Origin of the sequence: Microbacterium salsuginis (assembly GCF_012524205.1) — a bacterium.
GTDB classification, from domain to species: domain Bacteria; phylum Actinomycetota; class Actinomycetes; order Actinomycetales; family Microbacteriaceae; genus Microbacterium; species Microbacterium salsuginis.
In genome coordinates this window covers 344,558-369,433 of the sequence record NZ_JABACI010000001.1, presented here as the reverse complement: position 1 = coordinate 369,433, position 24,876 = coordinate 344,558, and the positions used below count along the sequence as shown (strand labels likewise).

General features: G+C 69.9%; 24 protein-coding genes. 12 read left to right on the top strand and 12 right to left on the bottom strand.

Going from position 1 to position 24,876, the window contains the following annotated elements; all coding sequences use genetic code 11:
* The first annotated feature begins 54 nt into the window (after positions 1-54).
* The 4 genes from folE to HF576_RS01665 all read left to right on the top strand — a co-directional run bounded on the left by folE (position 55) and on the right by HF576_RS01665 (position 3,556).
* Positions 55-657: a GTP cyclohydrolase I gene (folE, locus tag HF576_RS01680; protein ID WP_168911047.1), complete on the top strand. Its 603-nt coding sequence runs from the start codon at positions 55-57 to the stop codon at positions 655-657.
* Between the two features lie 27 nt (positions 658-684).
* The gene (locus HF576_RS01675; protein WP_168911046.1) at positions 685-1,905 is read left to right on the top strand and encodes an NAD(P)/FAD-dependent oxidoreductase; all 1,221 of its coding nucleotides are present in this window, start codon (positions 685-687) and stop codon (positions 1,903-1,905) included.
* 125 nt (positions 1,906-2,030) lie between these two features.
* Entirely contained in the window at positions 2,031-2,846 is an 816-nt protein-coding gene (gene folP / locus HF576_RS01670) for a dihydropteroate synthase (RefSeq protein WP_168912024.1), read from the top strand.
* A complete protein-coding gene (locus tag HF576_RS01665) occupies positions 2,846-3,556 on the top strand; it encodes a pyrimidine reductase family protein (protein WP_168911045.1) in 711 nt (236 codons plus the stop codon). The genes folP and HF576_RS01665 overlap by 1 nt, the downstream gene beginning before the upstream one ends.
* Positions 3,557-3,677: 121 nt before the next feature.
* Here the strand turns inward: HF576_RS01665 and HF576_RS20205 are convergent, their stop codons facing one another.
* Positions 3,678-4,229 (bottom strand): TetR family transcriptional regulator, encoded by a 552-nt coding sequence (locus HF576_RS20205; RefSeq protein ID WP_168911044.1) that lies wholly within the window; start codon positions 4,227-4,229, stop codon positions 3,678-3,680.
* Between the two features lie 68 nt (positions 4,230-4,297).
* Here HF576_RS20205 and HF576_RS01655 point away from each other — a divergent pair, with 68 nt between their 5' ends.
* On the top strand, positions 4,298-5,200 hold the full coding sequence (locus HF576_RS01655) for an alpha/beta fold hydrolase (protein WP_168911043.1): 903 nt from the start codon (positions 4,298-4,300) through the stop codon (positions 5,198-5,200).
* Positions 5,201-5,231: 31 nt separating this feature from the next.
* Here HF576_RS01655 and HF576_RS01650 read toward each other — a convergent pair whose 3' ends face one another.
* The 4 genes from HF576_RS01650 to HF576_RS01635 are packed head-to-tail and all read right to left on the bottom strand — an operon-like array spanning position 5,232 to position 9,360.
* Positions 5,232-5,615, bottom strand: coding sequence for a VOC family protein (locus HF576_RS01650; protein WP_168911042.1), 384 nt, complete (start codon positions 5,613-5,615; stop codon positions 5,232-5,234).
* A 39-nt stretch (positions 5,616-5,654) separates the two neighbouring features.
* Complete coding sequence (locus HF576_RS01645; RefSeq protein ID WP_168911041.1) at positions 5,655-7,322, bottom strand: DNA repair helicase XPB; 1,668 nt, start codon at positions 7,320-7,322, stop codon at positions 5,655-5,657.
* A gap of 51 nt (positions 7,323-7,373) precedes the next feature.
* On the bottom strand, positions 7,374-9,089 hold the full coding sequence (locus HF576_RS20670) for a helicase-associated domain-containing protein (RefSeq protein ID WP_168911040.1): 1,716 nt from the start codon (positions 9,087-9,089) through the stop codon (positions 7,374-7,376).
* 4 nt (positions 9,090-9,093) lie between these two features.
* A complete protein-coding gene (locus HF576_RS01635; RefSeq protein ID WP_168911039.1) occupies positions 9,094-9,360 on the bottom strand; it encodes a multidrug ABC transporter ATPase in 267 nt (88 codons plus the stop codon).
* Between the two features lie 164 nt (positions 9,361-9,524).
* On the opposite strand from HF576_RS01635, the gene HF576_RS01630 reads away from it, so the two are divergent.
* Positions 9,525-9,908, top strand: a complete 384-nt coding sequence (locus tag HF576_RS01630) for a cold-shock protein (protein ID WP_168911038.1) — start codon at positions 9,525-9,527, stop codon at positions 9,906-9,908.
* Positions 9,901-10,809 (top strand): DUF3027 domain-containing protein, encoded by a 909-nt coding sequence (locus HF576_RS01625; RefSeq protein WP_168911037.1) that lies wholly within the window; start codon positions 9,901-9,903, stop codon positions 10,807-10,809. Before HF576_RS01630 ends, HF576_RS01625 begins: the two co-directional genes overlap by 8 nt.
* Before the next feature lie 28 nt (positions 10,810-10,837).
* Here HF576_RS01625 and HF576_RS01620 read toward each other — a convergent pair whose 3' ends face one another.
* The 6 genes from HF576_RS01620 to HF576_RS01595 form a co-directional block, all read right to left on the bottom strand.
* Positions 10,838-13,195, bottom strand: a complete 2,358-nt coding sequence (locus HF576_RS01620; RefSeq protein ID WP_343234143.1) for an exo-beta-d-1,3/1,6-glucosidase — start codon at positions 13,193-13,195, stop codon at positions 10,838-10,840.
* Positions 13,192-14,250: an ABC transporter permease gene (locus tag HF576_RS01615; RefSeq protein WP_168911036.1), complete on the bottom strand. Its 1,059-nt coding sequence runs from the start codon at positions 14,248-14,250 to the stop codon at positions 13,192-13,194. Before HF576_RS01615 ends, HF576_RS01620 begins: the two co-directional genes overlap by 4 nt.
* A 1-nt stretch (position 14,251) precedes the next feature.
* Positions 14,252-15,235 carry an ABC transporter permease gene (locus tag HF576_RS01610; protein WP_168911035.1) on the bottom strand — a complete coding sequence of 328 codons (984 nt, stop codon included), beginning with the start codon at positions 15,233-15,235 and terminating at the stop codon, positions 14,252-14,254.
* Positions 15,232-16,053 carry an ABC transporter ATP-binding protein gene (locus HF576_RS01605; RefSeq protein ID WP_168911034.1) on the bottom strand — a complete coding sequence of 274 codons (822 nt, stop codon included), beginning with the start codon at positions 16,051-16,053 and terminating at the stop codon, positions 15,232-15,234. The genes HF576_RS01610 and HF576_RS01605 overlap by 4 nt, the downstream gene beginning before the upstream one ends.
* A complete protein-coding gene (locus tag HF576_RS01600) occupies positions 16,050-16,907 on the bottom strand; it encodes an ABC transporter ATP-binding protein (RefSeq protein WP_168911033.1) in 858 nt (285 codons plus the stop codon). The genes HF576_RS01605 and HF576_RS01600 overlap by 4 nt, the downstream gene beginning before the upstream one ends.
* 95 nt (positions 16,908-17,002) lie before the next feature.
* Positions 17,003-18,658, bottom strand: coding sequence for an ABC transporter substrate-binding protein (locus HF576_RS01595; RefSeq protein WP_168911032.1), 1,656 nt, complete (start codon positions 18,656-18,658; stop codon positions 17,003-17,005).
* 177 nt (positions 18,659-18,835) lie between these two features.
* On the opposite strand from HF576_RS01595, the gene HF576_RS01590 reads away from it, so the two are divergent.
* Positions 18,836-19,468: a TetR family transcriptional regulator gene (locus HF576_RS01590; protein WP_168911031.1), complete on the top strand. Its 633-nt coding sequence runs from the start codon at positions 18,836-18,838 to the stop codon at positions 19,466-19,468.
* Positions 19,469-19,477: 9 nt separating this feature from the next.
* On the opposite strand, the gene serC is transcribed toward HF576_RS01590, so the two are convergent.
* Positions 19,478-20,593, bottom strand: coding sequence for a phosphoserine transaminase (gene serC, locus HF576_RS01585; RefSeq protein ID WP_168911030.1), 1,116 nt, complete (start codon positions 20,591-20,593; stop codon positions 19,478-19,480).
* Positions 20,594-20,909: 316 nt separating this feature from the next.
* On the opposite strand from serC, the gene HF576_RS01580 reads away from it, so the two are divergent.
* The 4 genes from HF576_RS01580 to HF576_RS01565 all read left to right on the top strand — a co-directional run bounded on the left by HF576_RS01580 (position 20,910) and on the right by HF576_RS01565 (position 24,857).
* Positions 20,910-21,740, top strand: a complete 831-nt coding sequence (locus tag HF576_RS01580) for a type IV toxin-antitoxin system AbiEi family antitoxin domain-containing protein (RefSeq protein ID WP_168911029.1) — start codon at positions 20,910-20,912, stop codon at positions 21,738-21,740.
* 426 nt (positions 21,741-22,166) lie between these two features.
* Entirely contained in the window at positions 22,167-22,868 is a 702-nt protein-coding gene (locus HF576_RS01575; protein ID WP_168911028.1) for an iron-dependent transcriptional repressor DtxR, read from the top strand.
* 228 nt (positions 22,869-23,096) lie between these two features.
* A complete protein-coding gene (locus tag HF576_RS01570) occupies positions 23,097-24,008 on the top strand; it encodes a M23 family metallopeptidase (RefSeq protein WP_168911027.1) in 912 nt (303 codons plus the stop codon).
* Positions 24,009-24,359: 351 nt separating this feature from the next.
* Positions 24,360-24,857: an HNH endonuclease gene (locus HF576_RS01565; protein ID WP_168911026.1), complete on the top strand. Its 498-nt coding sequence runs from the start codon at positions 24,360-24,362 to the stop codon at positions 24,855-24,857.
* The last annotated feature ends 19 nt before the right edge of the window (positions 24,858-24,876 follow it).

The following is a 24,876-nucleotide window of genomic DNA, read 5'->3' as shown; positions in this document are numbered from 1 at the left end:
TTGACAAAAGAGTGGATCAGATCTAGCGTCAGGGCCAGGACGAAGGGGGATGCGATGACGATCACTGCCGGGGCAGCACCGCTTCATGCGGTGCCCGACGACGCACCGTTCGACCGCGAGCGCGCGATGAACGCTGTGGCCGATCTGCTGATCGCCCTGGGCCGAGACCTCGACGATGAAGACCTCGCCGACACGCCGCGCCGCGTGGCCGACGGCTTCATCGAGATGCTCACCCCGGTGCCGTTCGAGATGACGACCTTTCCGAACGACGACGGCTACGACGAACCCGTGCTGGTCCGCGGCATCTCGTTCGCTTCGCTCTGCCGGCACCACCTGCTGCCGTTCCGGGGCACGGCGACGGTCGGGTATCTTCCCGGTGCCCGGCTGGTCGGGCTGTCCAAGCTCGCGCGTGTCGTCGACTACCACGCGCGCGGCCTGCAGGTGCAGGAGTCGCTCACGGCACAGATCGCCCGCACGCTCGAGTCGACGCTCGCGCCACGCGCGGTCGGCGTCGTGATCGAGGCCGAGCATCTGTGCATGTCGGTGCGTGGCATCCGCTCCGAAGGCGCCACCACCGTCACGACGGCGTTCCGCGGCGAGTTCGCGGGCGATCCCGCGGCGCAGGCGCGCTTCGCGCCCGCGGCGTCTTCGACCTGAGCCACGTTCCACTCGAGAGGAGTCGTCATGACGCACATGCTGATCATCGGGGGCGGTCTCGCCGGCGGCACCGCAGCCGAGGCGCTGCGAGAGAACGGGCACGACGGCGATATCACCGTCGTCGCCGCCGAGCCCTACCCGCCCTACCAGCGCCCGCCGCTGTCGAAGGGATTCCTCGCAGGCAAGGAAGGGACGGATGCCGCGATCCTGCACGAGCCGCACTGGTACGACGAGCACGGCATCGCGTTGCGCACGTCGACGTCGGTGACCGCGCTCGACGCGTCGGCGCGGCGCGCGACGCTCTCGGACGGAAGCGACGTGACCTACGATGCCGTGCTGCTCGCGACCGGCGCGCAGCCACGGTCGCTGCCGCTGCCTGGCGCCGGCCTGGACGGCGTCGTCATGCTGAGACGACTGGATCAGTCCGAGGCGCTTCGTGCCGCACTCAGCGAGGGCGGCCGCCGTCTGGTCGTCATCGGGGCGGGGTGGATCGGCATGGAGGTCGCCGCGACTGCGCGGGAGTTCGGCAACGAGGTGACGGTGCTCGAGCGCGATCCGGTCCCGCTCGCCGCGGCGCTCGGACCGGATATGGGCGCGGTGTTCGCCTCGCTGCACCGCGACCACGGGGTGGATCTGCGCACGTCGATCGGCATCGAGCGGATCACTGGGACGCAGCAGGCGGATGGTGTGGTCGCCGGTGGCGAGACATTCCCCGCCGACCTCGTGCTGATCGGCGTGGGCGCGGCCCCCGATACCGCGCTCGCCGAGCAGGCGGGCCTGCGGATCCTCAACGGCGTGCTGACCGACTCCGGGCTGCGCACGAGCGCGCCCGATGTCTTCGCCGCCGGTGACGTGGCGAACGCCTTCCACCCGGTGCTGCAGCGTCACCTGCGCAGCGAGCACTGGGCGAACGCGCTCGGTGCCGGCAAGGTCGCCGCGAGGTCGATGCTGGGCATGCCCGCCTCGTTCGACGACATCCCCTATTTCTATACCGATCAGTACGATCTGGGCATGGAGCTGTCGGGCTACGCCCCGCTGATGGCGGACGCCGACGTCGTCGTGCGCGGTGACCTCGATGCTCGCGAGTTCATCGCGTTCTGGGTCGACCATGATCGCGTCGTGGCAGGTATGAACGTCAACGTGTGGGACGTCAACGAGACGGTGCAGGAGCTCATCCGCTCCGGCGCGCGGGTGGGGGCCGACCGGCTCGCCGATGCTGACGTGCCGTTGGAGAGTCTGCTCCCGTGACGGCGGGAGGGCTGGTCGCGACATCCGCGAGGTCGCAGACGTCGAGAGGATCGGCGCCGGATGAGACGCCGCTGCTGCTGGATCTGCCGGGTGGCGCCCTGGACCTCACTCGTCATCTCGCGGTGATGGCGATCGTGAACCGCACCCCGGACTCGTTCTACGACCGTGGCGCCACCTTCGCGCTCGATGCGGCGGTCGCCGCCGGACTGGCCGCCGCCGAGGCGGGCGCCGAGATCGTCGACGTCGGCGGTGTGAAGTTCGCCCCCGGACCGCCGGTGCCCGTCCACGACGAGATCGCCCGTGTCGTTCCGGTGGTGCGTGAGCTGGCCCCGTTCGTGCGCGTGAGCGTCGACACGTTCCAGCCCGAAGTGGCGCGCGCCGCGATCGAGGCCGGCGCCGCGATGGTGAACGACACCACGGGGCTGCGCGATCCTCGCATGGCGGAGGTCGTCGCTGGCGGCGGCGCGGGGGTGGTGATCGCCCACAGTCTCGCCGAGCCGCGCACCCAGCATCCGCTCCCGCAATACGACGATGTGGTGGAGGACGTCGCTGCCTTCCTCGAGCATCGCCGCGATGTGGCGCGGGAGCACGGCGTGCCCGATTCGCGCATCGTCCTCGATCCCGGGCATGACCTCAACAAGAGCACCCGGCAGACGCTGGAGCTCACGCGTCGGCTGGGGGAGCTGAACGGGCTGGGCTCGCCGCTGCTGGTGGCGCTGTCGAACAAGGACTTCGTCGGCGAGAGCCTGGACCGCGAACGGGACGACCGCGTGGCCGGATCGCTCGCCGCCGCCGTCTTCTGCGTGCTTCAGGGTGCCCGCATCGTGCGCGCCCATAACGTGCGCGAGACCGTCGACGCCATGCGCATGGTCGAGGCGATCCTCGGCTGGCGCGAGCCGGCCTACGAACGGCACAACGCCCTCCCCGAGGGGAACGCCTGATGCCCAGTCGCGACGAGCTGTTCGCCGCCTATGCGCTGCCTGACCGCGAACGCACTCGCGTGCGGATGAACTTCGTCGAGAGCGCCGACGGGGCGGTGACGATCCGGGGGCGCAGCGGTGGGCTCGGGGGCGACACCGACCGCTCCGCGATGCAGGTGCTGCGCACGATGGCCGACGTCGTGCTGGTGGGCGCCGGCACCGTCCGCGCCGAAGGCTACGGCGACATCCGCGTGGGCGACGAGGACGTCGCGTGGCGCCGCGAGTACGGGCTCCGCGATCAGCCCGCTCTCGCCATCGTGAGCGGCGGGCTGCGGCTCGAGCCCGGCGACTCCGTCTTCGCCGACGCGGTGGCCCGGCCGGTGGTGGTGACGACGGATGCCTCGGCCCGCGCGCGCGGCCAGTCCTTCGCCGCCGTCGCCGATGTCGTGACCGCGGGCGCGGACGGGCCCGTCGACCTCGCGGCGATGCTGGAGGCCTTCGCCGCGCGGGGGTGGACGCAGGTGCTGTGCGAGGGCGGACCGCACCTGTTCGGCTCGCTGCTGGACGCCGGTCTCGTCGACGAGGTGTGCGTCACACTGGCGCCCCGATTCGTCGGTGGAGCCGCCGGCCGGATCGTGCAGGGCGCGCGCGAGTCGGACCGCCGGTTCGCCCTCGCCGGCGTGGTCACCGACGACGAGGGCTTCGCGCTCCTTCGCTACGTCGTGGACTGATCCGCCTGCCGAAACACCAGTCGGTGACGGCGACACGCCGGCCGAGTCCGGCCAGAGTCGGCGTGTCGCGTTACCGGCTGGTGTTTTCGCAGAGGGGGTCGGGTGGAGGGGGAGGCCCCTGTCAGGCCGCGAGGCAGCCGCGCACGGCGACGGCGACACTCTCGCGCACCGGCGCATCGGGGTCGACGCTCAGCCGGTGCAGGACGATGCCGTCGCCGAACGCCATGAAGGCGCGAAGGGCGGTATCGGGATGCTTCGCCCCGAGGCTGACGAGCAGGCTCCGCGACCACGCGGCCATGCCTTCGCGCTGGGCATGCAGCGGCGCGAACAGCTCGGGGTCGGATGCCGCTTCGAGGAAGAGCGCGTAGCGCGCGCGGGTGCGCACGGCGAAGGGCCCGGTCAGCAGCTCGATCGCCGCGCTGAAGACGTCGATGAAGCCCTCGAGGTCGTCGAACTGCCGCGTGAGCACCGCGCCGAGGTCGCGCGTCTCCTGTTCGGCGATCCACTGCGTGACGCCCGAGAGCAGGGCGGCACGCGTGCGGAAGTGGTTCGACGTGGAGCCGCGAGGGAGCCCAGCATGGGCGTCGACGCGGGAGTGGGTGAGGGCCCGGATGCCCTGCGTCCCGACGAGCTCGGTCGCGGCTTCGAGGGCACGTTCGCGGATCGGCGTCACGGGGCGAGCCTAACAGTCAGACTATGGTCGTAGTGACAGAGCACTATGATCGTAGTAGCATCGCGAACATGGACGCGTCGACACCCCGTTTGGACCCGACCGCGAAGGCCTGGTCGCCGCCTCTTCCGGAAGCCCCCGGCTTCGAGCATCTCGTGGTCGAGACTCCCGGAGTCCGCCGTCACGTCGCCACCATGGGCGCGGGCGAGCCGGTCCTTCTGCTGCACGGCTTTCCCGGTCACTGGTGGCAATGGCATGCGATCGCCCCGTTGCTGGCCGAGCACGGCTACCGCGCGATCTGCCCCGATCTGAGAGGGTCCGGCTGGACCGAGTCCGACGATCCCGCCTTCCACCGCGAGACGCAGCTGAGCGACGTGCTCGCCGTCCTCGACGGGATGGGCATCGAGCGCGCACACGTGATCGCGCACGACATGGGTGCGATCTCGGCGATGCAGCTGTCGTATGGCCGGCCCCACCGGGTTCGTGCCGTGGTGCAGCTCGCCGTCCCACCAGGGTTCATGGAGTTCAGCCCGAGGCTGATCCCGGCTTTCCGCCATCTGCCGAAGCTGCTCCTGCACCGGCCGCCGGCATCTGTCGGCTATCTGTTCAACCCGGCCTACCAGTATCGGCCCTTCACGGAAGACGAGACGGCCGCGTACCTCGCTCCTGAGCAGCGTCCCGAGGTGCTCGCGTCCGTGCACAGGATGTACCGCGGCATGGTCGTTCCGGTCTCCATGCAGCTGATGCGCGGCGACTTCAAGCGGGTGCGGCTCCAGCCGCCGACCCTCTTCGTCTTCGGGCGGGAGGATTCGACGTTCTCGGAGGATGTCGTGCGCACGATCAGCCGCAACCACGAGCGTCGTGCGGCGCGCGCCGAGTTCGCGTTCGTCGAGAAGGCCTCGCACTTCATCCCGGAGGACGCCCCCACGGCTGTCGCCGAGCTTGCGCTCGACTGGTTCCGCCGGGCAGGGTGACGCGGAGCCGCCCGGGACTGAGCTCGCCCGTTCAGGCGGATTCGGCGTGCGAAGCCGCCGGACCGTCCGACCACGCCGCGAGCTCGTTGCCGGCGGGATCCACGAAGTGGAAGCGCCGTCCGCCGGGGAACGAATAGATGTCGTGATGGATCACGCCACCGGCATCCGTCACCGCCGCCCTCGCTGCTTCGAGGTCGGCGACGTACAGCACCGTCAGCGGTGCCCGCTGCTGGGTTGCGTCGGCAGAGCCGTTGACGCCGAGCGTGACACCGCTGTCGGGGGTGTCGACGTAGGCGTCGCCGTAGGAGACGAAGCTCCAGCCGAACGCGGATTCGTAGAAGGTGCGCGCAGCACTCAGCGCGGCGGGGTCGGCGGCAGGCAGCTCGACGAGGTCGATGCGATTGTTCTCCGGCATGCCACCGGTCTACTCGCCGCCTGCGACATCCACCAGTGCTCAGGCGGCGAGCGAGTGGGCGTCCAGGATGGTGTACGCGTAGCCCTGCTCGGCGAGGAACCGCTGGCGGTTCTGTGCGAAGTCCTGATCCACCGTGTCGCGGGCGATGAGCGTGTAGAAGCTGGCGGTGTTGCCGGACTTCTTCGGGCGCAGCAGGCGTCCCAGCCGCTGCGCCTCTTCCTGCCGCGAGCCGAACGAACCCGAGACCTGGATGGCGACGGATGCCTCGGGCAGATCGATCGAGAAGTTCGCGACCTTCGACACCACGAGCACCGAGATCTCGCCCACGCGGAACGCCTGGTACAGCTCCTCCCGTTCGTCCACCGGCGTCTGGCCCGTGATCTTGGGAGCGTTCAGCGCCTCGGCCAGGACGTCGATCTGGTCGAGGTACTGCCCGATGATGAGGATGCGCTCACCCTCGTGGCGCTCCACGAGCTGACGGACGACCCCGATCTTGGCCTGCGCGGTCGCGGCGAGCCGGTAGCGCTCGTCGTCGGCCGCCGCGGCGTACTCGAGCCGGTCGCCGGTGGGCAGATCCACGCGCACCTCGTAGCAGACGGCGGGCGAGATGAAGCCCTGCGCCTCGATCTCCTTCCAGGGTGCGTCGAAGCGCTTGGGGCCGATGAGGCTGAACACGTCCCCCTCCCGGCCGTCCTCGCGCACGAGAGTCGCGGTCAGGCCCAGCCGGCGACGCGCCTGCAGGTCGGCGGTCAGCTTGAACACGGGCGCGGGGAGCAGATGCACCTCGTCGTAGACGATGAGGCCCCAGTCGAGGGCGTCGAGCAGCGCGAGATGCGCGTACTCGCCCTTCCGCTTGGCGGTGAGGATCTGGTACGTCGCGATGGTGACCGGCTTGATCTCCTTCGCCTGCCCGGAGTACTCGCCGATCTCCTCGGGCGTCAGCGAAGTGCGCCGCAGCAGCTCGTCGCGCCACTGCCGCGCGCTCACCGTGTTGGTCACGAGGATGAGGGTGGTCGTCTTGGTCTCGGCCATTGCCGCCGCTCCCACGAGCGTCTTGCCGGCGCCGCACGGCAGCACGACGACACCCGAGCCGCCCTCGGTGAAGATGTCGACGGCCTGTCGCTGATAGGGGCGCAGGGTCCATTCGGCACCCTCGCCCTCGTCGGCGAGATCGATCGGGTGCGGCGTGCCGGGTGTGTAGCCCGCGAGGTCTTCGGCCGGCCAGCCGATCTTGAGCAGCTCCTGCTTGATGTGGCCGCGCGCCCACGCGTCGACCACGAAGGTGTCGGGCGACGGGTGGCCGATCAGCAGGGGCTGGATGCGCTTGTTCTTCGAGACCTCGGCCAGCACCGCGGCATCCGTCGATTTCAGGATCAGCTCGCCCTCGCCGCCGTCCTCGACGCGGTTGCGGTCGATGACGAGGCGGCCGTAACGGCCGACGGTCTCGGCGATGTCGATCGACACCGACGGCGGAACGGGGAAGCGGGACCACCGCTCGAGGGTGGCGAGCATGTCCTCGGCGTCGTGTCCGGCGGCGCGGGCGTTCCACAGGCCCAGCCGAGTGATGCGGTAGGTGTGGATGTGCTCGGGCGCGCGCTCGAGCTCGGCGAAGATCGCCAGTTCGTGCCGGGCGCTCTCAGCGTCGGGGTGTGCGACTTCGAGCAGCACGGTGCGATCGCTCTGGACGATGAGGGGGCCGTCAGCCATAACGTGCCAGTCTACCCGGGCGCCGGGCGACGGGCGTCTGCGGGGTCCCGATCAGGGAGCCCTCACGCTCACGATGCTCGAGACCGGGAGCGTGCGCTCGATGTCGGCGGCCCGATCGCGGCCGCGCAGTCTGCCTCCGCCGAGCCCGGATGCCTCGAGCGTCAGCGATCGCTCCGACCCGTCGGGCATGCGCACGACCACGACGATCTCGGCGCGGCCTCGGACGGCCTGCTCCAGCTCGCGCTCGAGCCAGCCTGTCTCTCCCTCGGTGCCGTGCCCGCCGCGCAGGGTCGCGATGAGCCGCGCGTAGGTCTGCAGGGGAGTGGCGCGCGGCTCGACCGGTGCGACCGTGGCTCGTCGATGCACGGACTCGGGCGCGCCCGATGCGTCGAGCGCGACGACGGGGTACCGGGCGTCCGCGAGCGTCCAGTACACGGCGTCACGCGCAACCCTCGAAGTCAGGGCGTCGCCCGTCTCGATGAGCCCGAGCGGACGCAGCGACTGGTCGACGGCGATCGCGGCCAGCAGCGCGTGGTCGGGACTCTCGACTCGCGTGCGCCCCCGCTCCTCGTCGCCGCGCACCCGCACCAGGCCGTGACGGGCGGCTGTGCTCTCGATGAGGTAGTCGAGGGGCTGGGGGATGCCCGTCAGCGACAGTGCCGCCAGGAACTGCCGGATCGACTCGGCGGTCTCGCCGTCGGTCATGCCCGCCCCGAGCGACTCGGCCGTGAAGCGGTAGGTCGAGGCCTGCGCGCGGGATTCGCGCAGGGCCAGCGAGCGCAGGCGCAGATCCAGCGCGGGGGCGAGCGGGCCCGGGGCGATCGCGGTCAGGTCGGCCTGCAGATAGACCCGATCGATCTCGGAGGGCAGATGCGACGCCAGGGCTGCGGCATCCGTCGGCGCGCCTTCGCGCAGTGCCCGCGTCCACGGGAACTCCTCGCCGTCCGCACCCAGCAGGCCCCAGCGGGCGCCGATCCGGTGCAGACGCTCGGACTCGGCCGGCCACGCGGGGTCGAGGGGGTACGCCGACGACCACGAACCGGAGGCGACGAAGCCGCCGTCGGGGGTGCGCAGGCCCTGCGGCAGGCTCGCCCGGAACCCCTCGGCGATCTGCGCCCACCGTTCCGGGGTGGGTGTCTCCAGCCATCGTTCCCCGGCCGCGGTCACGGCCCAGTCCCGCTCGCGCGCCACGGCGAGGCCGGCGGCGGCAGCGGACGCGAGCAGATCGTCGAGGTCTTCGGGTGCGGCGATCGCTCCGGCATCCGCGAGCCGCCGGCGGTCCGCCGCACTGACCGCGCCGGCGCCGGTGCGTCCGAGCGGTGCGTGCAGACAGGCCAGCAGCACATCGGCGAGTGCTCCCGCCGTCGTGAACGCGCGTTCCGCCGCGGCGGCGACCGCGCGGGCGTCCGCGACAGCCGGCACGTCCTCGTGTCGGACGGGTGCGAACGCCTCGGGATGCGCGGCCGCGGCTGCTTCGACCCGCGTCGTCACCGGAGAGAACGCCCGTCCGGCGTCGTCGACGAGAGCCAGGCGGGCCGCGTGCCCGCCGGCGACGGATCCACGGGATGCCAGGGCGATCAGTTCGCCGCGGTCCAGGCGCGTCAGCGCCCGGTCGACGGAGGCGGGCTCGAGCAGCCCTTCGGCCGCATCGAAGAAGTCGTGCCACCCGATCGACGGCGAGACGGCGCGTGCGGCCAGCGCGTCAGCGAGCACGCCGTCGTCGCGAGCCGCGAGCCAGGTCGCGAGAGCGCGCGCATCGGAGGCCACGTCGTCAGCTGCCTCGGTTGGCCCGAGCCCTCCGCACGAAGCTCATGATGAGCACGGCCAGCAGCAGCGCGAACGCCACGATCGGCGCGATGTACACCAGGACGCCGACCAGCGGCCAGATCCCCGAGGCGAAGTCCGCGCCGGCGGACGAGCCGATCATGATCGCGAAGAAACTGATGATCGACAGCACGAGCAGTCCGAGCGACATGAACGCAAGAATGCGGTCGATGCGGCGGATCGGAACGTCCTCGCCCGGAGACTTCGTGCTCATCCGCTCCAGCCTAACCGTTCGGCCCCGCCACTGGATGCCCCGGCTCCCGGGGAAGGGGCATGCGGGTAGGCTGAAGGAGTGGGGATCGCAGGGTTCCCGCATTCGTCATGCTCTGTTCCGCCCGCGCCCCGATCGCGAGGCGCCGTCACCCAGCGAGGTCTTGAATGCCCACCGGCAAGGTCAGGTTCTACGACGAGGAGAAGGGGTTCGGCTTCATCGCATCCGATGACGGCCAGGACGTCTTCCTGCACGCCACCGCCCTGCCCGCCGGCGCGCCCGCGCCGAAGGCGGGGACGCGGCTCGAGTTCGGCGTTGCCGAGGGCAAGCGTGGACCGCAGGCCCTTTCGGTGCGCGTCCTCGAGGCGCCGGTCAGCCTGGCCAAGCGCTCGCGCAAGCCGGCGGACGACATGGCGATCATCGTCGAAGATCTCGTGAAGCTGCTCGACGGCATCGGCGGAGACCTTCGCCGTGGCCGCTACCCGAGCGGCGCCCACGCCAAGAAGGTCGCCGCGGTACTCCGCAAGGTGGCCGAGGAGCTTGATGCCTGAGCAGGCCGAGCACACCCCGGAGTCCGGCCCCGACGCAGACGTCGAGGCGGGCGACGAGACTCAGACGTCCGTCGAGACGGTTGCCGAAGAGTCCACCGGGGAGCCTGAGCCTGTGGCGGACTCCGCTGACGAGGCGGAGCCTGTCGAGCCCGATGCCGCGCTGCTGGACTCCCGTGACCTCGCGCTCGCGGCGCTGCGTGAGATCACGCCGGAGTGGACCATCGGCGAGCCGGCCGACTACCGGCTCGAGGCCGGCGGCGTCGTGTCGCTGCGCTTCGGCAACCGACTGCCCGGCTACCCCGGCTGGTTCTGGACCGTGAGCCTGGCTCGCGTCGAAGGTGCGGAGCCCACCGTGCTCGAGGTCGAACTGCTCCCCGGCGACGGCGCCCTCCTCGCGCCGGACTGGGTGCCGTGGGCCGTCCGCCTGGCCGATTACCACGCCACGCAGGCGGCGCTCGCCGAGGCCGCGCACGCCGCGGGCGAGGAGGTCGAGTCCGATGAGGACCTCGACGACGACGATCTCGACGACGACGAACTCGAAGACGTCGACGATCTCGACGCGGTCGACTTCGACCACGACGGCTCGTCGATCCTCCACGCCGGCGACGTCGACGGGGTCGACATCGACGAGCTCGCGGACGACGAGGACTCGGACGACGACGATTCGGACGACGAGGATGACTCGGACGACGACGATAACTCGGACGACGACGACTCGGACGACGACGATAACTCGGACGACGACGACTCGGACGACGACGACGACGAGTACTCGGATGACGATGACTCGGACGACTCCGAGGACTCGGACGACTCCGAGGACTCGGACGACGAGGACTCGGACGACGAGGACGAATCCGACGAGGACGAGGACGAGGACGAGGACGACTCCGACGACTGACCACCGACGCGCCTCGCGGCGCGCGGTGTCACGCTCGTCCGGCGGCCTCCGCCTCGGCCGGCGTCCGGCCGGCAGAGGCCTCCGCGACGCGGAAGACCGCGCTCTGCAGCACGTCGTCGCGTGAGGACGGCCCCACGAGCAGCTCGAACTCGCCCGGTTCGACGATGCGCCGGCCGGCGGCGTCCACGATCGTGCACTCGGCCACCGGCAGCGTGATCTCGACCGTCTCGGATGTACCCGGCGCGACGTCGACGTGACGGTACGCCTTGAGCTCCTTGTCGGCCCAGCTGACGGAGGTCACGCTGTCGCGCACGTAGACCTGGACGATCTCGTGAGCGGGCCGGTCGCCGGTGTTGCGCACCGTGACGCGCGCGGTCACGACATCGTCCGATCCGAGCTCGTCATCGACCAGGCGCAGGTCGGTGTACTCGACCGAGGTGTAGCTCAGACCCTCGCCGAAGGCGAAGGCCGGGCTCTGGGTGAGATCGGCGTAGCGGTCGCCGTGCTGCCCGCGGATCTGGTTGTAATAGATCGGCAGCTGCCCGACGTGGCGTGCGAACGACACCGGCAGCCTGCCCTGTGGCTCGATCAGTCCGAGCAGCAGTTCGGCGACCGCGCGTCCGCCCTGCATGCCCGGGTTGGCGGTCCATACGAGCGCCGCATCCGCCACGGCCGCAGGCAGCACGTGCGGCTTGGACGCCTGCAGCACCACGACCAGCGGCGTGCCTGTCGCGGCGACCGCCTCGAGCAGGGCCCGCTGCCCGCCGATCAGCTCGAGCGTGGCCGTCGATCGGCCCTCGCCGACGAGCTCGATGCGGTCGCCCACCACGACGACCGCATAGTCGGCGTCCTTCGCCGTCGCGACCGCCTCGGCGATCAACGTCTCGTCGGGTTCGGTGGGCACCACGATCCGGGGGCGAGGCTGGCCGTCAGGGAAGAACGATCCCGCGGGGTCGTCCTCGAGGGTCAGGATGCCGTAGCCCGGCGCGTACTCGATGCTCCAGTCGTCGGGGGCGTGCGTGCGCAGCCCGTCGAGCACGGTGGTGATCGTCGCGCGCGGGTGGCCGTCGGGCAGCCAGTCGACCTGTCCGGATGACCCGGCCCAGTCGCCGAGCTGCGTCTGCGCGTCGTCGGCGAGGGTGCCGATGACCGCGACGCGTCGCGCACCGGCAGGCGAGGGCGCAGCGCGCCCGGACGCGTCGGCGGTGAGACCGCCCGCGAACGGGAGGACGCCGTCGTTGCGCAGCAGCACGAGCGAACGGCGTGCGACCTCGAGGTTGAGGCGGGTGTGTGCGCCGGAGGCGATCTGCTCGCGGATGCGCCCGGCATCGGGCAGCCGGGGGTCCTCGAACAGCCCGAACTCGAACTTCAGCAGCAGCACGCGAGCCACGGCACGGTCGAGCGCGTCCTCGGTGAGCAGGCCCCGGTCGATCGCGTCCAGCGCGCCGCGGAAGAAGCCGGGCGTCGTCATGATCATGTCGTTCCCGGCGCGCACGGCCGCGGCCGCGGCGTGGGCGTAGTCGGGCTGCACGCGCTGCTCCCAGACCATGCGGCCCACGTTGTCCCAGTCCGTGATGAGCGTGCCCGTGTATCCCCACTCGCCGCGCAGCACATCGTTCAGCAGCCAGTCGTTCACGGTGATGGGCACGCCGTCGATGGACTGGTAGCCCAGCATGAAGGTGCGGCACCCCTCCCTCGCCACGCGCTCGAAGGGCGGCAGGAACCACGATCGGAGCTTGCGCTGCGAGATGTCGGCCTCGCTCGCGTCGCGCCCGCCCTGCGTCTCGGAGTAGCCGGCGAAGTGCTTCGCGGTGGCGAGGATGGCTGTCGGGTCGCCCAGCCCGCCGCCCTGGTACCCGCGCACCATCGCCGAGGCCAGCTCGCCGATCAGGAACGGGTCTTCACCGAAGGTCTCGTCGACCCGGCCCCAGCGCAGGTCGCGCGTGATGCACAGCACGGGCGAGAAGGTCCAGTGGATGCCGGTGGCCGACACCTCGACGGCGGTCGCGCGGGCGACCTGCTCGAGCAGCTGCGGGTCCCACGTCGCCGCCATGCCGAGCTGCGTGGGGAAGACGGTGGCGCCCTCCCAGAACGAGTGGCCGTGGATGCAGTCCTCCGCCACGAGCAGCGGAATCCGCAGACGGGTCTGCAGCGTGAGCGCGCGCGCGCGCAGCACCTTCTCGGGGGAGCCGTGCAGGATCGAGCCGGCGTGCATGCCCAGCACCTGCTCGTCGAGGTCGTCGCGCGCGTCGAGCTGCAGCATCTGCCCGACCTTCTCCTCGACGGTCATGCGCGCGAGCAGGTCCGCGATCCGGTCGGCGACCGGGAGTGAGGGATCCAGGTACGGCGTTCGCGAGCGCTCGGCGGTCGAGGCGGCGTCGGTCACGGGTTCTCCTGTCGGGGCGCGGCGGGCGCGGTCGTGTCGTTGCGGACGGCGGTGACGCCGCCTGCCGGCTTGATGTCCTTCTTGCGCAGGGCGCGCGCCCGCTCGCCGGCGGAGCGGAGACGGGGGTTGACGTACTCGTCGATGCCGAAGTTGATCAGCGACAGCGCCATGCCGAGCACGGCGATGCACAGTCCCGCCGGGATGTACCACCACCAGTAGTCGGGGAAGGCGCCGTTCTGCTGCGCCCAGAAGAGGATCGTGCCCCAGTTGAGGTTGTTGATCGGGATGACCCCGATGAAGGCGAGGGTCGTCAGACCCAGCACGGCGGCGGTCACGGTGCCGACGAAGCTGGACGCGATGATCGCCATCAGGTTCGGCAGCATCTCGACCGTGATGATGCGCCCGAGCGGCTCGCCATTGGCGCGCGCGGCCTGCACGAAGTCGCGGTTGCGCAGCGACATCGTCTGAGCTCGGAGCACCCGGGCACCCCACGCCCACCCGGTGAGCGCGAGCACAGCGGCGATCAGTAGCAGGCTGGGGTCGTCGAACTGCGACGCGATGATGATCATGAGCGGCAGGCCCGGAAGCACCAGGAAGACGTTGGTCAGTGCCGACAGCGATTCGCTCTTCCACCCCGTGACGACGCCGGCCGTCACGCCGATGGCCACGGCCAGCGCCGTTGCGAGGACGCCGGCGAGCAGGCCCACGATCAGCACGCCCCGCGTGCCGTAGATGAGCTGGCTCAGGATGTCCTCGCCCATGTGACTCGTGCCCAGGATGTGCTGCCACGAGGGCGGCTGCTTGAGGGCGGTGTAGTCCTTCTCGAGCGGTCCGTAGGGCGCGATCAGGTCGCCGAACACCGCGATCAGCACGAAGAAGCCAAGGATCGCGAGTCCGGTGATCGACTTGCGGTTGCGGAACATCGCGAACGACGAGCCGAGGCGGGCGAGGGTCGAGCGCCCGGCGGGCGCGGGCGATGCCGGCGGCGCCGGCACCGGTCCCGCAGCGGGGGCGGCGGACTCCGCCTCGAGCGCGGTCGTGGTCGGGACGGTCATGTCAGGCCTCCATCTGACGGGCGCGCGGATCGAGGATGACGTACGCGATGTCGGCGAGGATGTTCGCTGCCAGCACCGCGAGCGTGATCACCAGGAAGATGCCCTGCATGAGCGGGTAGTCCTTGGCGTTGGTCGCGTCCAGCAGCAGCTTGCCGATGCCGGGATACGAGAAGACGAGCTCCATCACGAGCGTGCCGCCGACGATGAATCCCAGTGCGAGGGCGAAGCTCGACAGCTGCGGCAGCATCGCGTTGCGTGCCGCGTACGTGCGCACCACGACGCGATCGGGCAGACCTTTGGCCTGCGCGACGGTGATGTAGTCCTCGTCGAGGACGGTGATCATCATGTTGCGCATGCCGAGGATCCAGCCGCCGAGCGACGCGATGACGATCGTGATGGCGGGCAGGGCGCCGTGGTAGACGACCTCGCCGATGAACTCGGGCGTCAGTCCGGGCTGCGTCCCCTTGCCATAGGCGTGGGATGCCGGGAACCAGCCGAGTGCCGACGAGAAGACAGCGATCGCGATGAGGCCCATCCAGAAGTAGGGAACAGTCGAGAAGAACGTGGCGACCGGGATGACAGCATCCGATCCCCGTCCGCGGCGCCAGCCGATGACGGCGCCGACGACGGTGCCCAGGATGAACGAGACGACGGTCGCGAGCCCGACGAGCCCGACCGTCCAGGGCAGCGCGGTGCCGATGATGTCGGTCACCGGTGAGAAGCCGTGCGAGAACGAGCGGCCCAGGTCGCCGCTGAACAGCAGCTTCCAGTAGTCGATGTACTGCTCCCACAGCGTGCGCTCGGTGTCGAGCCCGAAGAGGGTCCGCAGCGCGGCGACCGCCTCGGGGCTGATCTTGCCCTGGTTCTTCTGCAGGTACGCAGAGATCGGGTCGCCCTTCATCATGCGGGGCAGGAGGAAGTTGATCGTGATGGCCGCCCAGGCCGTGAACAGGTAGAAGGCGGCGCGTCGCAGCGCGAATCTCATGCGAACGCTCCTTGCTGGTCGAGCGCGGTCGAATCCGGACGGGCGAAGTGGCGGTCGGGGTCGGGGGAGGCGTCCCGCAGCCGGCGCGTGTACTCGTCCTGGGGGTGCAGGATGACGTCGTCGGCGCGGCCCCGCTCGACCACGCGACCGCGGTTGAGCACCATGATCTCGTCGCTGAAGTGGCGGGCCGTCGCGAGGTCGTGCGTGATGTAGAGCACGCCGAGGTCGGACTCGCGCTGCAGATCGGCGAGCAGATTGAGCACGCCGAGCCGGATGGACACGTCGAGCATCGACACCGGCTCGTCGGCGATCAGCAGGCGCGGGCGGGATGCCAGAGCCCGGGCGATCGCGACGCGCTGGCGCTGCCCGCCCGAGAGCTCGTGCGGGCGGCGGTCGATGGTGCTGCCGGGGTTCAATCGCACTCGCTCCAGCAGACGCCGGACCTCGGCCTCGACGTCGTCGCCCGGCACGACACGGTCCAGACGGAGCGGCCGCTCGATGTGGTGGCGGATGGTGTGGTACGGATTCAGCGAGGCGAAGGGGTCCTGGAACACCATCCGCACCTGCTGCCGGTAACGCCGCAGTCCGCGGCCGCGCCGGGGGATCGGGGCGTCGTCGAGCAGGACCTGTCCTGCGCTCTGCCTCTCGAGCTGCGTGATGATCTTGGCGATCGTGGACTTGCCGCTGCCGCTCTGACCCACCAGGGCGATGATCTGGCCGCTGGTCAGCGTGAAGCTCACGTCGTCGAGCGCGAGCATGTGTCCGGCGCCGCGCACGCGGTAGCGCTTGGAGACGCTGCGGAACTCGAGGGTCGTCATGCCGGCACCTCCGTCGCGGCGGCGCCGGTGCGGACGAAGTCGCCCCGCTCGCCGGTGAGGCTCGGGAACGACGACAGCAGCGTGCGGGTGTATTCGTGCTGCGCGTCGCGATAGATGTTCTCGGCGGTGTCGAGCTCGACGATGCGCCCCTCCCGCATGATCGCGATGCGGTCCGAGATCTCCAGGAGCAGCGGCAGGTCGTGGGTGATGAAGATGACCGAGAAGCCGAACTCGCGACGCAGATCCGAGATCTGGCGCAGGATCTCGCGCTGCACCAGCACGTCGAGGGCCGTCGTGGGCTCGTCCATGATCATCAGCTGCGGATGCAGCGCGAGCGCCATGGCGATCATGACGCGCTGTCGCATCCCGCCCGAGAGTTCGTGGGCGTAGGACTTCAGCCGCTCGCGGCCGACGCCGACGAGGTCGAGCAGGTCGCCGCATGCACGGGTGCGCTCGCGGCGGGACAGCTCGGGGCGGTGGGTCGTGAAGACGTCGGCGAGCTGCCGGCCGATCGTGATGACGGGATTGAGCGCGTTCATCGCGCCCTGGAAGACGATCGACGCCTTGTCCCAGCGGAACTGCCGCATGTCGTCGTCCGACAGCGCGCCGATGTCGACTCGCTCACCGCTCGCGTCATGGAAGAGCACGTCGCCGCCGGTGATGACGGCCGGGGGCTTGAGCAGGCGCTGGATGCCGTAGGCCAGCGTGGTCTTGCCGCAGCCGGATTCTCCGGCCAGGCCGAGGATCTCGCCGCGCCGCAGCTGCAGGCTCACGTCGCGGACCGCCTCGACCGGCGGATCGACGTCGTAGGTGACGCTGAAGTCGGAGATCGTCAGCAGAACGTCTTCGGTCATGTCTCGATTTCGTGTGGGAAGGGTCGTCGTCTCGCGGACGCGGTGTCACGGAACGGGGGCCGGGCCGTGGGCCCGGCCCCCGCACCGGATCCCGCTCAGCCGGACGGCTGCAGCTTCGTGAGGATGTAGACCGCGGTCGGCTGCGTGGGGTCGGCGTTGACGTACGGGTCCTCGTCGCTCGGCCAGCCCACGTAGTTGCGGGTGTTGTACTGGCTGATGAACGGGCGCGTGCCGATCGGCATGGTCGGCACGTCCTCGACGAAGATCCGCTGGATCGTCTCGAGCGCGGTCGCGCGGGCGGCCTCGTCCGTCGTGGTGGCGTACTCGTTGAGCGCGGCCGTCGCCTCCGGGCTGTCGTAACGCCCGAAGTTGAAGTCCGCCGCCTCGCCCAGAGGCTTGAGGAACCGGCCGTCCATCATGTCGCTGTACAGGTCGTACGGCGTGGCACCGGAGTCGGTCCAGTGCAGGATCGCCTGGAAGTCGCCGGCGCCCTTGGCCTCCCACCAGCTGTCGGAGTCCGGGGTGTCGACCGCGGCGTCCACGCCGAGCTCCTTCACCGCGTCCGAGATCAGGCTGATGCCCGTGACGTAGTCGTTCCAGCCCTGCGGCACCGTCAGCGTGAAGGTGACCGGCTCGCCGTCGGGGTCGACGAGGGTGTCGCCGTCCCACGTGTACCCCGCGCCCTCGAGCACGGCCTTGGCGCCCTCGACGTCGACGGCGAAGTCCTGCCCGGCGAACTCCGCCGAGATGTAGTCGTCACCGGCCGGCGTCGGCAGTCCGGTCACCGACGTGAGCTCGGGCACCCCGCCTTCGCGTGCGATCTCGGCGTGCTTGGCGCGATCGATGACCATGTTCACGGCCTGGCGGAACGCGACGTCGTCGAACGGCTTCTCCAGGGTGTTCACGAACATCGTGTCGATGCCGAAGCCCGCCGGTGCCCAGTACACGTTGTCCTCGCCCTTGTCGAGGTACGCCGACTGCACGTTGGGGATGAACGACTGCGCCCAGTCGGCGTCGCCGTTCGCCAACGCCGTGGTCAGTGCGGTGTTGTCGGCGTAGGAGACGTAGTACAGCGTCGGCACAGCGAGCTCGCCGCCCCAGTAGTCGTCGCGCGCGGTCAGCTCGACGGACTGCGTGCTGAAGCTCTCGAGCGTGTACGGGCCGGTGCCGACGGGCTCCTCGTTGGTGAAGGTCGTGGGGTCGTCGACCTCCGCCCAGACGTGCTCGGGCACGATGAGCTTGTGCAGGACCTTGTCCTGCTTGATGTACATCGGGTTCTCGAACGACACCGTCACGGTCGCGCCGTCGACCGCGACATCCGTGATGCCCAGCGCGGTGGTGTCCAGCGCCGGGTTGTCCTTGATGAGCTCGAACGTGAACGCGATGTCTTCAGCGGTGAAGTCCTCGCCGTCGTTCCAGGTGACGCCGTCACGAGCGGTCAGCTGCACCGAGCGGTAGTCCTCGGCCCACGTGATCTCGGACGCGAGCCACGGCACGACCTCGGCGCTGGGGTCGACGAGGTTGACGATGCCCAGCGGTTCGAAGATCGCGTTGGCGTAGCCCAGACGCAGGGCCGACGAGTCGCCGACCCAGGGGTTGTTGCCTTCGGTCGTGATCGGTCCGTCGGGCTTGGCGATCGTGAGTGCTGCGCCGGCCTCGGGCTCGGCGGGGTCGTTGCCGCCGCCGGCGCAGCCGGTCAGCGTGATCGCCGCGGCGAGGCCCACGGCGACGAGGGAGGTTCTGAGCCTCATTGCTACTCCTTCGTGATGGGTGCACGGCGCCGTGTATCCAGGTGTGACCACGGCGTCGCGAGTGATTGCGGCATCAACTTACAATCAAGTAAGTAACTATTGCAAGTGCGTGTCGGCGAGCCAGTTCCGCCGGCGTGCGTAGACTCTGGAAACGCAGCGAAGAAGGGGGTGCCGACCGTGGCGACTCAGCGGCGGCAACCGCGCTCGAGACCCGAGACACTCGCGCGGCGCCGAGACATCCTCGACGCCGCGGTCGAGATCTTCGGGAGCAAGGGCTTCACCGGCGGCACCCTGCAGGAGATCGCCGATCAGGTCGGCATGACCCACGCCGGGATCCTGCATCACTTCGGATCCAAGGATCAGCTGCTGCTCGAGGTGCTGCGTCACCGCGACGAGACGGACGTGGCCGATCTCGAAGAGCAGCACATCCCCGACGGCATGCCGCTGTTCCGTCACCTCGTGCGCACCGCGTTCGTCAACGCGCACCGCGCGGGCATCGTGCAGGCGTACGTCGTGCTCTCGGCGGAGTCGGTGACCGACGACCACCCGGGCCGGGACTTCTTCCAGAAGCGCTACGAGACGCTGCGCGCCGAGGTCGCCCACGCCTTCGCCGTCGTGTGCGCCGAGCGCGGCGTCACCGCACCCGAGACCGTGGCCGCGGCATCCGCCAGCATCCTGGCCGTCATGGACGGGCTGCAGGTGCAATGGCTGCTCGACCCCGACGCGGTCGACCTCGCGGCCGCATCGGAGTTCGCCATCGAGGCGATCGTCGGCGCGGTGCTCTCGCCCGCGCCCTCACCGCTGTCCTGACGCCGGCCGTCAGCCCAGGCGCTCGACCGTGTAGTCGATGCAGCGAATGAGCTGACGCACGTCGTCGGGCTCGATGGACACGAACGTCGCGACGCGCAGCTGGTTGCGCCCCAGCTTGCGGTACGGCTCGGTGTCGACGATGCCGTTGGCGCGGAGGCTCTTGGCCACGGCCGCGGCATCCACCTTCTCGTCGAAGTCGACCGTTACGACCACGGGGGAGCGGTCCGCAGGGTCGGCCACGAAGGGCGTCGCGAACGCGGATGCCTCGGCCCAGTCGTACAGCGCCTGCGACGACTCGCGGGTGCGGGCATCGGCCCAGGCGAGACCTCCGTTGCCGTTGATCCACGTCAGCTGCTCGTTGAGCAGGAACAGCGTGGCCAGGGCGGGGGTGTTGAGGGTCTGGTTCAGGCGGGAGTTGTCGAGTGCCTGCTTGAGGTTCAGGAACTCCGGGATGTAGCGACCCGACGCGGCGATGCGCTCGATCCGCTCGATCGCAGCAGGCGACACGAGGGCGAACCACAGTCCGCCGTCCGAGCCAAGGTTCTTCTGCGGTGCGAAGTAGTACACGTCGGCGTCGGCCGCGGCGAAGTCGATGCCGCCGGCGGCGCTGGTCGCGTCGACCACGGTCAGCGCGCCCTCATCGCCGTGCACGCGCGCGACCGGAGCCGCGACGCCCGTGGAGGTCTCGTTGTGCGGCCACGCGTACACGTCGATGCCCTCCACCGCCTCGGGGGCTGTGCGGGTGCCGGCAGTGACTTCGCGCACGTCCGGCGCTTCGAGCCAGGGAGTCTTCGCGGCCTTGGCGAACTTGCCGCCGAACTCACCGAACACCAGGTGCTGACTGCGCGACTGGATCAGTCCGAACGCCGCGGCATCCCAGAACGCCGTCGAGCCGCCGTTGCCGAGGATCACCTCGTACCCGTCCGGGATGCGGAAGAGCTCCTGCAGACCGGCACGCACTTCGCCCACCAGGTTCTTCACCGGAGCCTGCCGGTGCGAGGTGCCCATGAGCGCTGCCCCGCGCCCGGCGAGCGCCTCGAGGTGGGCGGGGATGACCTTCGACGGGCCGCAGCCGAATCGTCCGTCGGCGGGCAGGATCTCTCGCGGAAGCTCGATGTGGGGCATGCGTCGATTCTAGAGAGCGCGCCGAACCCGCCCCTTCCGCGTGACGCGGCATGACTGACAGCATCCGCCGCCCGCACACCCAGCATCCGGTGCCCGCCCTCGCCGGTGCCCGCCCTCCCGGGCCAGTCCATCACCTCGTCCCTCGCCGCTCAACAGGTCAACCAGGCTTCTACAGGACGAATCTGCCTGCGAACGTCCTGCAGAGGTCCGGTCGACCTGTCGAGCAGCCTCCTCCACAGGAAAGCCGCAGGTGAATCTGTCCACGGATGAACGGATGCTGCAGCAGCTCGCTGCGGCGCGGGCGCACAGTTGCGGCATGCGACAGCTCTTGGACGCCGCCAGGAAGAGGGGCGGGGTTCTCCGTGCCACGGTGCTCATCGACGCCGGGTTCAGTCGGCTCAGCATCGCCGCGGCTGTCGAGAGCGGCCAACTCACCGTGCCGAGACGCGGATGGATCGCGACAACGGATGCCGACCCGTATCTCGTCGCCGCTGCCAGGGCGGGAGTCGTACTGACGTGTGTCACCCAGGCCAAGCGGCTGGGCCTCTGGGTGTGGGAGGAGGATCGTCCGCACGTCGGCGTTCCTTCCACGGCCTCTCGCCTCGCACTGCCGAGCGTCAAGGTTCACTGGAACGCTCCCGTCGTGCCGCGGGCATCGGGACAGCTCGAGGACGGCATCCTGAACACGCTGGTCACGGTTGCCGCGTGCCAGCCGTACGAAGCTGCGCTCGCGACATGGGAGTCTGGTCTGAACGGCGGACTCGTGACCAAGGAGGAGCTGGGGCGGCTGCCCCTCCGGCCGCGCGCTCGTCGGGTGCTTGCGGATGCGATGCCGTTCTCGGATTCGGGCCTGGAGACGCTCGTCGTGGTGCGGTTGAAGTGGCTGCGGCTTCCGATCCGGGTGCAGATCTGGATCGCCGGCCACCGGGTGGACTTTCTGATCGGAGACCGTCTCGTGCTGCAGGTCGACGGAGGGCACCACGTGGGCCTGCAGCGCGCGGAGGATGTGGCGCACGACGCCGCGCTGACCTTGCTGGGGTACCACGTGATCCGTGTGACCTATGTGCAGGTGGTCGAGCGCTGGCACGAAGTCCAGGACCTCGTTCAGCGCGCGGTCGCCCAGGGTCTGCACACGAGCGGCCGCTAGGCAACCCGCTGGTCTGTCCGGTATCCCACCCCGTAGCCGACCTACAACAGGTCAACCGGGCTTCCACAGGAGGAATCTGCGGTCGAACGTCCTGTGGAGGCCTGGTTGACCTGTGGAGCGGCATCGGGGCGTGCTGCGGGCAGGGTCGTCTCGGGGCACTCGGACTGCCCGGCCGAGCGGACGGAGCCTGCAGCAGCTGCGGCGCGGTCCGCTGCCTCGTCCACCTACAACAGGTCAACCGGGCTTCCACAGGAGGAATCTGCGGTCGAACGTCCTGTACAGGCCTGGTTGACCTGTGGAGCGGCATCGGGGCGTACGTGCGGGGGATGGCTCGGGCAGGCCGACTGCGGCCCACGCCTCGAGGCCCGCGTGTCGCGGCGGAAGATAGGCTGTCCTTACCCACTTCGAGCATCGAGGAATCGCGACATGACCGACCTGATCGACACCACCGAGATGTACCTGCGCACGATCCTCGAACTCGAAGAGGAGAACATCGTGCCGCTGCGCGCCCGCATCTCGGAGCGCCTGGGCCACTCGGGTCCGACCGTCTCGCAGACGATCGGACGCATGGAGCGCGATGGGCTGGTCGTGGTGTCGGAGGACCGCACGCTCGAGCTGACCGCCGCGGGCCGGCAGAAGGCCGTCGACGTCATGCGCAAGCACCGGCTCGCCGAGCGCCTGCTGTCCGACGTGATCGGCCTCGACTGGGCATACGTGCACGACGAGGCCTGCCGCTGGGAGCACGTCATGAGCGAGCAGGTCGAGCGCCGCCTCGTCGAGCTGCTGGGGCATCCGACCGAGTCGCCGTACGGCAACCCGATCCCGGGACTCGACCAGCTCGGCGACGTTCCGGCCAACGAGTTCGAGCAGGGGGTCGTGGGACTCGTGCGCCGCCTCAACGACGCCGGCGAGCCGATCACCGGCACGGTGCGGCGCCTGGCCGAGCCGGCACAGGTCGACCCCGAACTGCTGCAGCAGCTGAAGGGCGCCGGCGTCATCCCGGGAGCCAGCGGCGACTACCGCTACAGCGAGGGATACGTGCTCGTGCAGATGCACGGGAACGACGAGGGCCTGGAGCTTCCGGTCGAGGTCGCGTCGCACATCTTCCTGGTCGACGAGGCCCGCTGAACAGAGGTCTGTCCGCACCGGTCCAGCAACCTGCCAGGCGCGGAGCGTGACAGATTCGTTACCTTCAGGTAGCCTCGAACAGTCCACCAGGCGAGAAGCCCGCCGACCGGACCCCGCGTGGATTGCCTCTCCGGCTCGTCGTTCACGTGGTGAAGCCCGCACATCGTGCCCCGACATCGAGTGCTGACGAGCCAGGCGCCCTCGGCGCAGAGGCGCCGGAGGACAAGTTTGGCTGAAGAGATCGAGTCGCCCGCGAACGAGCCCGACCGTGACGCGACGAGTGTGACTCGTCGCGTGCGACACCGGAAGACCCCCGCGCGACCCACCCGACCCGTCGCGCCCGTCAAGACCACCCCCGCACCGTCGTCGGTACGCCCCGCCGTGACGGCGCCCAAGAAGCCGAACCGGGTGATGAAGCCGCTGCGCAGCCTGGTGATCCTCAGCATGGTCGGGGGCATGGTGGCCACCGTCGCGATCCCCGCGTTCGCCGCCGCGCGCCCGAGCGACGAGGCCGTCACCCTGCAGCAGATGGCGGTCGACGACGCGCAGACGTTCGTCGCCGCGTCGGACGCGAACGCCACCGAGCTCTCGCGCGAGAGCTATTCGGCGACGACGTCCGAAGAGATCGAGAAGAAGAAGGCCGCCGAGGCCGCCGCCGAGCGAGCGCGACTCGCCGCGCAGGTGGCGTCGTCACAGACTCAGACCCGCTTCAGCGTCGACCTCAACATGGTCGCGCCCGGTTCCGGCGAGGTGCGGTGGCCGCTGGCCAACTACACCCTCGGCGAGGGCTTCGGCACGCGCGGCGGCGCCCACATGGGCGTCGACATGCTCGCGCCCGCCGGCACCCCGATCTTCGCCGCCGCCGCGGGCGTGGTGAAAGTGTCGCAGGAGAGCTACGGCGGCTACGGCGTCGCGGTCACGATCGACCACGTCATCGGTGGCCAGCGTGTCGGAACCCTGTACGGCCACATGACGTACGGCAGCCGCACGGTCGTTCCCGGTCAGACGGTCGAGGCGGGCCAGCTCATCGGGCTGGTCGGCAGCACCGGCCGCTCGACCGCGAACCACCTGCACTTCGAGACCTACATCAACGGCTCGAACGTCGACCCGTACGCCTGGCTGCAGTCCAACGCCGGCTGACACTGATTTCAGACGAGAACGGATGCCGTGACCCGCACCGGGTCGCGGCATCCGTTCGTCGTTGCGCAACGCGCCGTTCACGGGCGCTGCCGCCCCCATGTCTCCAGCGTGCGTTAGCCTGAGATCCGACGCTGAGAGAGCGGAGGGAGCCGATGGGCCGCATACCACGCATCCGAACCACGGATGCGCTCGGACGCCTCGTCCTTCGGCATTGCACGAGCGGATGCCACGGTCTCGCCGTGGCGCCAAGGCGCTGTCTGTAGACAGCGCCTTTTTTCGTGCCCCTGCGCACTCGATCGTCACGAATTCGAATAACCGAGAAGCCGTCCCGGCCATTCGAGAGGATGATCAATGCGCACTCTGGTGCTGAATGCGGGCTATGAGCCGCTCGCGGTCGTGTCGTTCAAACGCGCTCTCGTGCTCGTGATGAACGAGAAGGCGACCGTCATCGAGCACACCGAGACCGAACCGGTGTGGGGGACGAGACGTTCGTACGAGCGCCCGGCGGTGATCATCCTGACGCGCTACGTGCGCGTTCCCGGTGGTCGCCGTGTTCCGGTGACCCGGCGCGGGGTGCTCCGGCGCGACAACCATCGCTGCGGGTACTGCGGCAAGGCCGCGTCGACGATCGATCACGTGCTGCCGCGTTCGCGCGGGGGTGCGGACTCGTGGGAGAACCTCGTCGCGTGCTGCCTGCGCTGCAACAACACCAAGGGCGATCGCACGCCGCAGGAGATGAACTGGGAGCTGCGCTTCACGCCGCACCCGCCGCGCGGTGCGCAGTGGACCGTTCGCGGCACGGAGCGCACCGACCCGCGGTGGGAGCCGTATCTCGCGCTCGCCGCGTGATTCGCTGCGCCCGATCGGG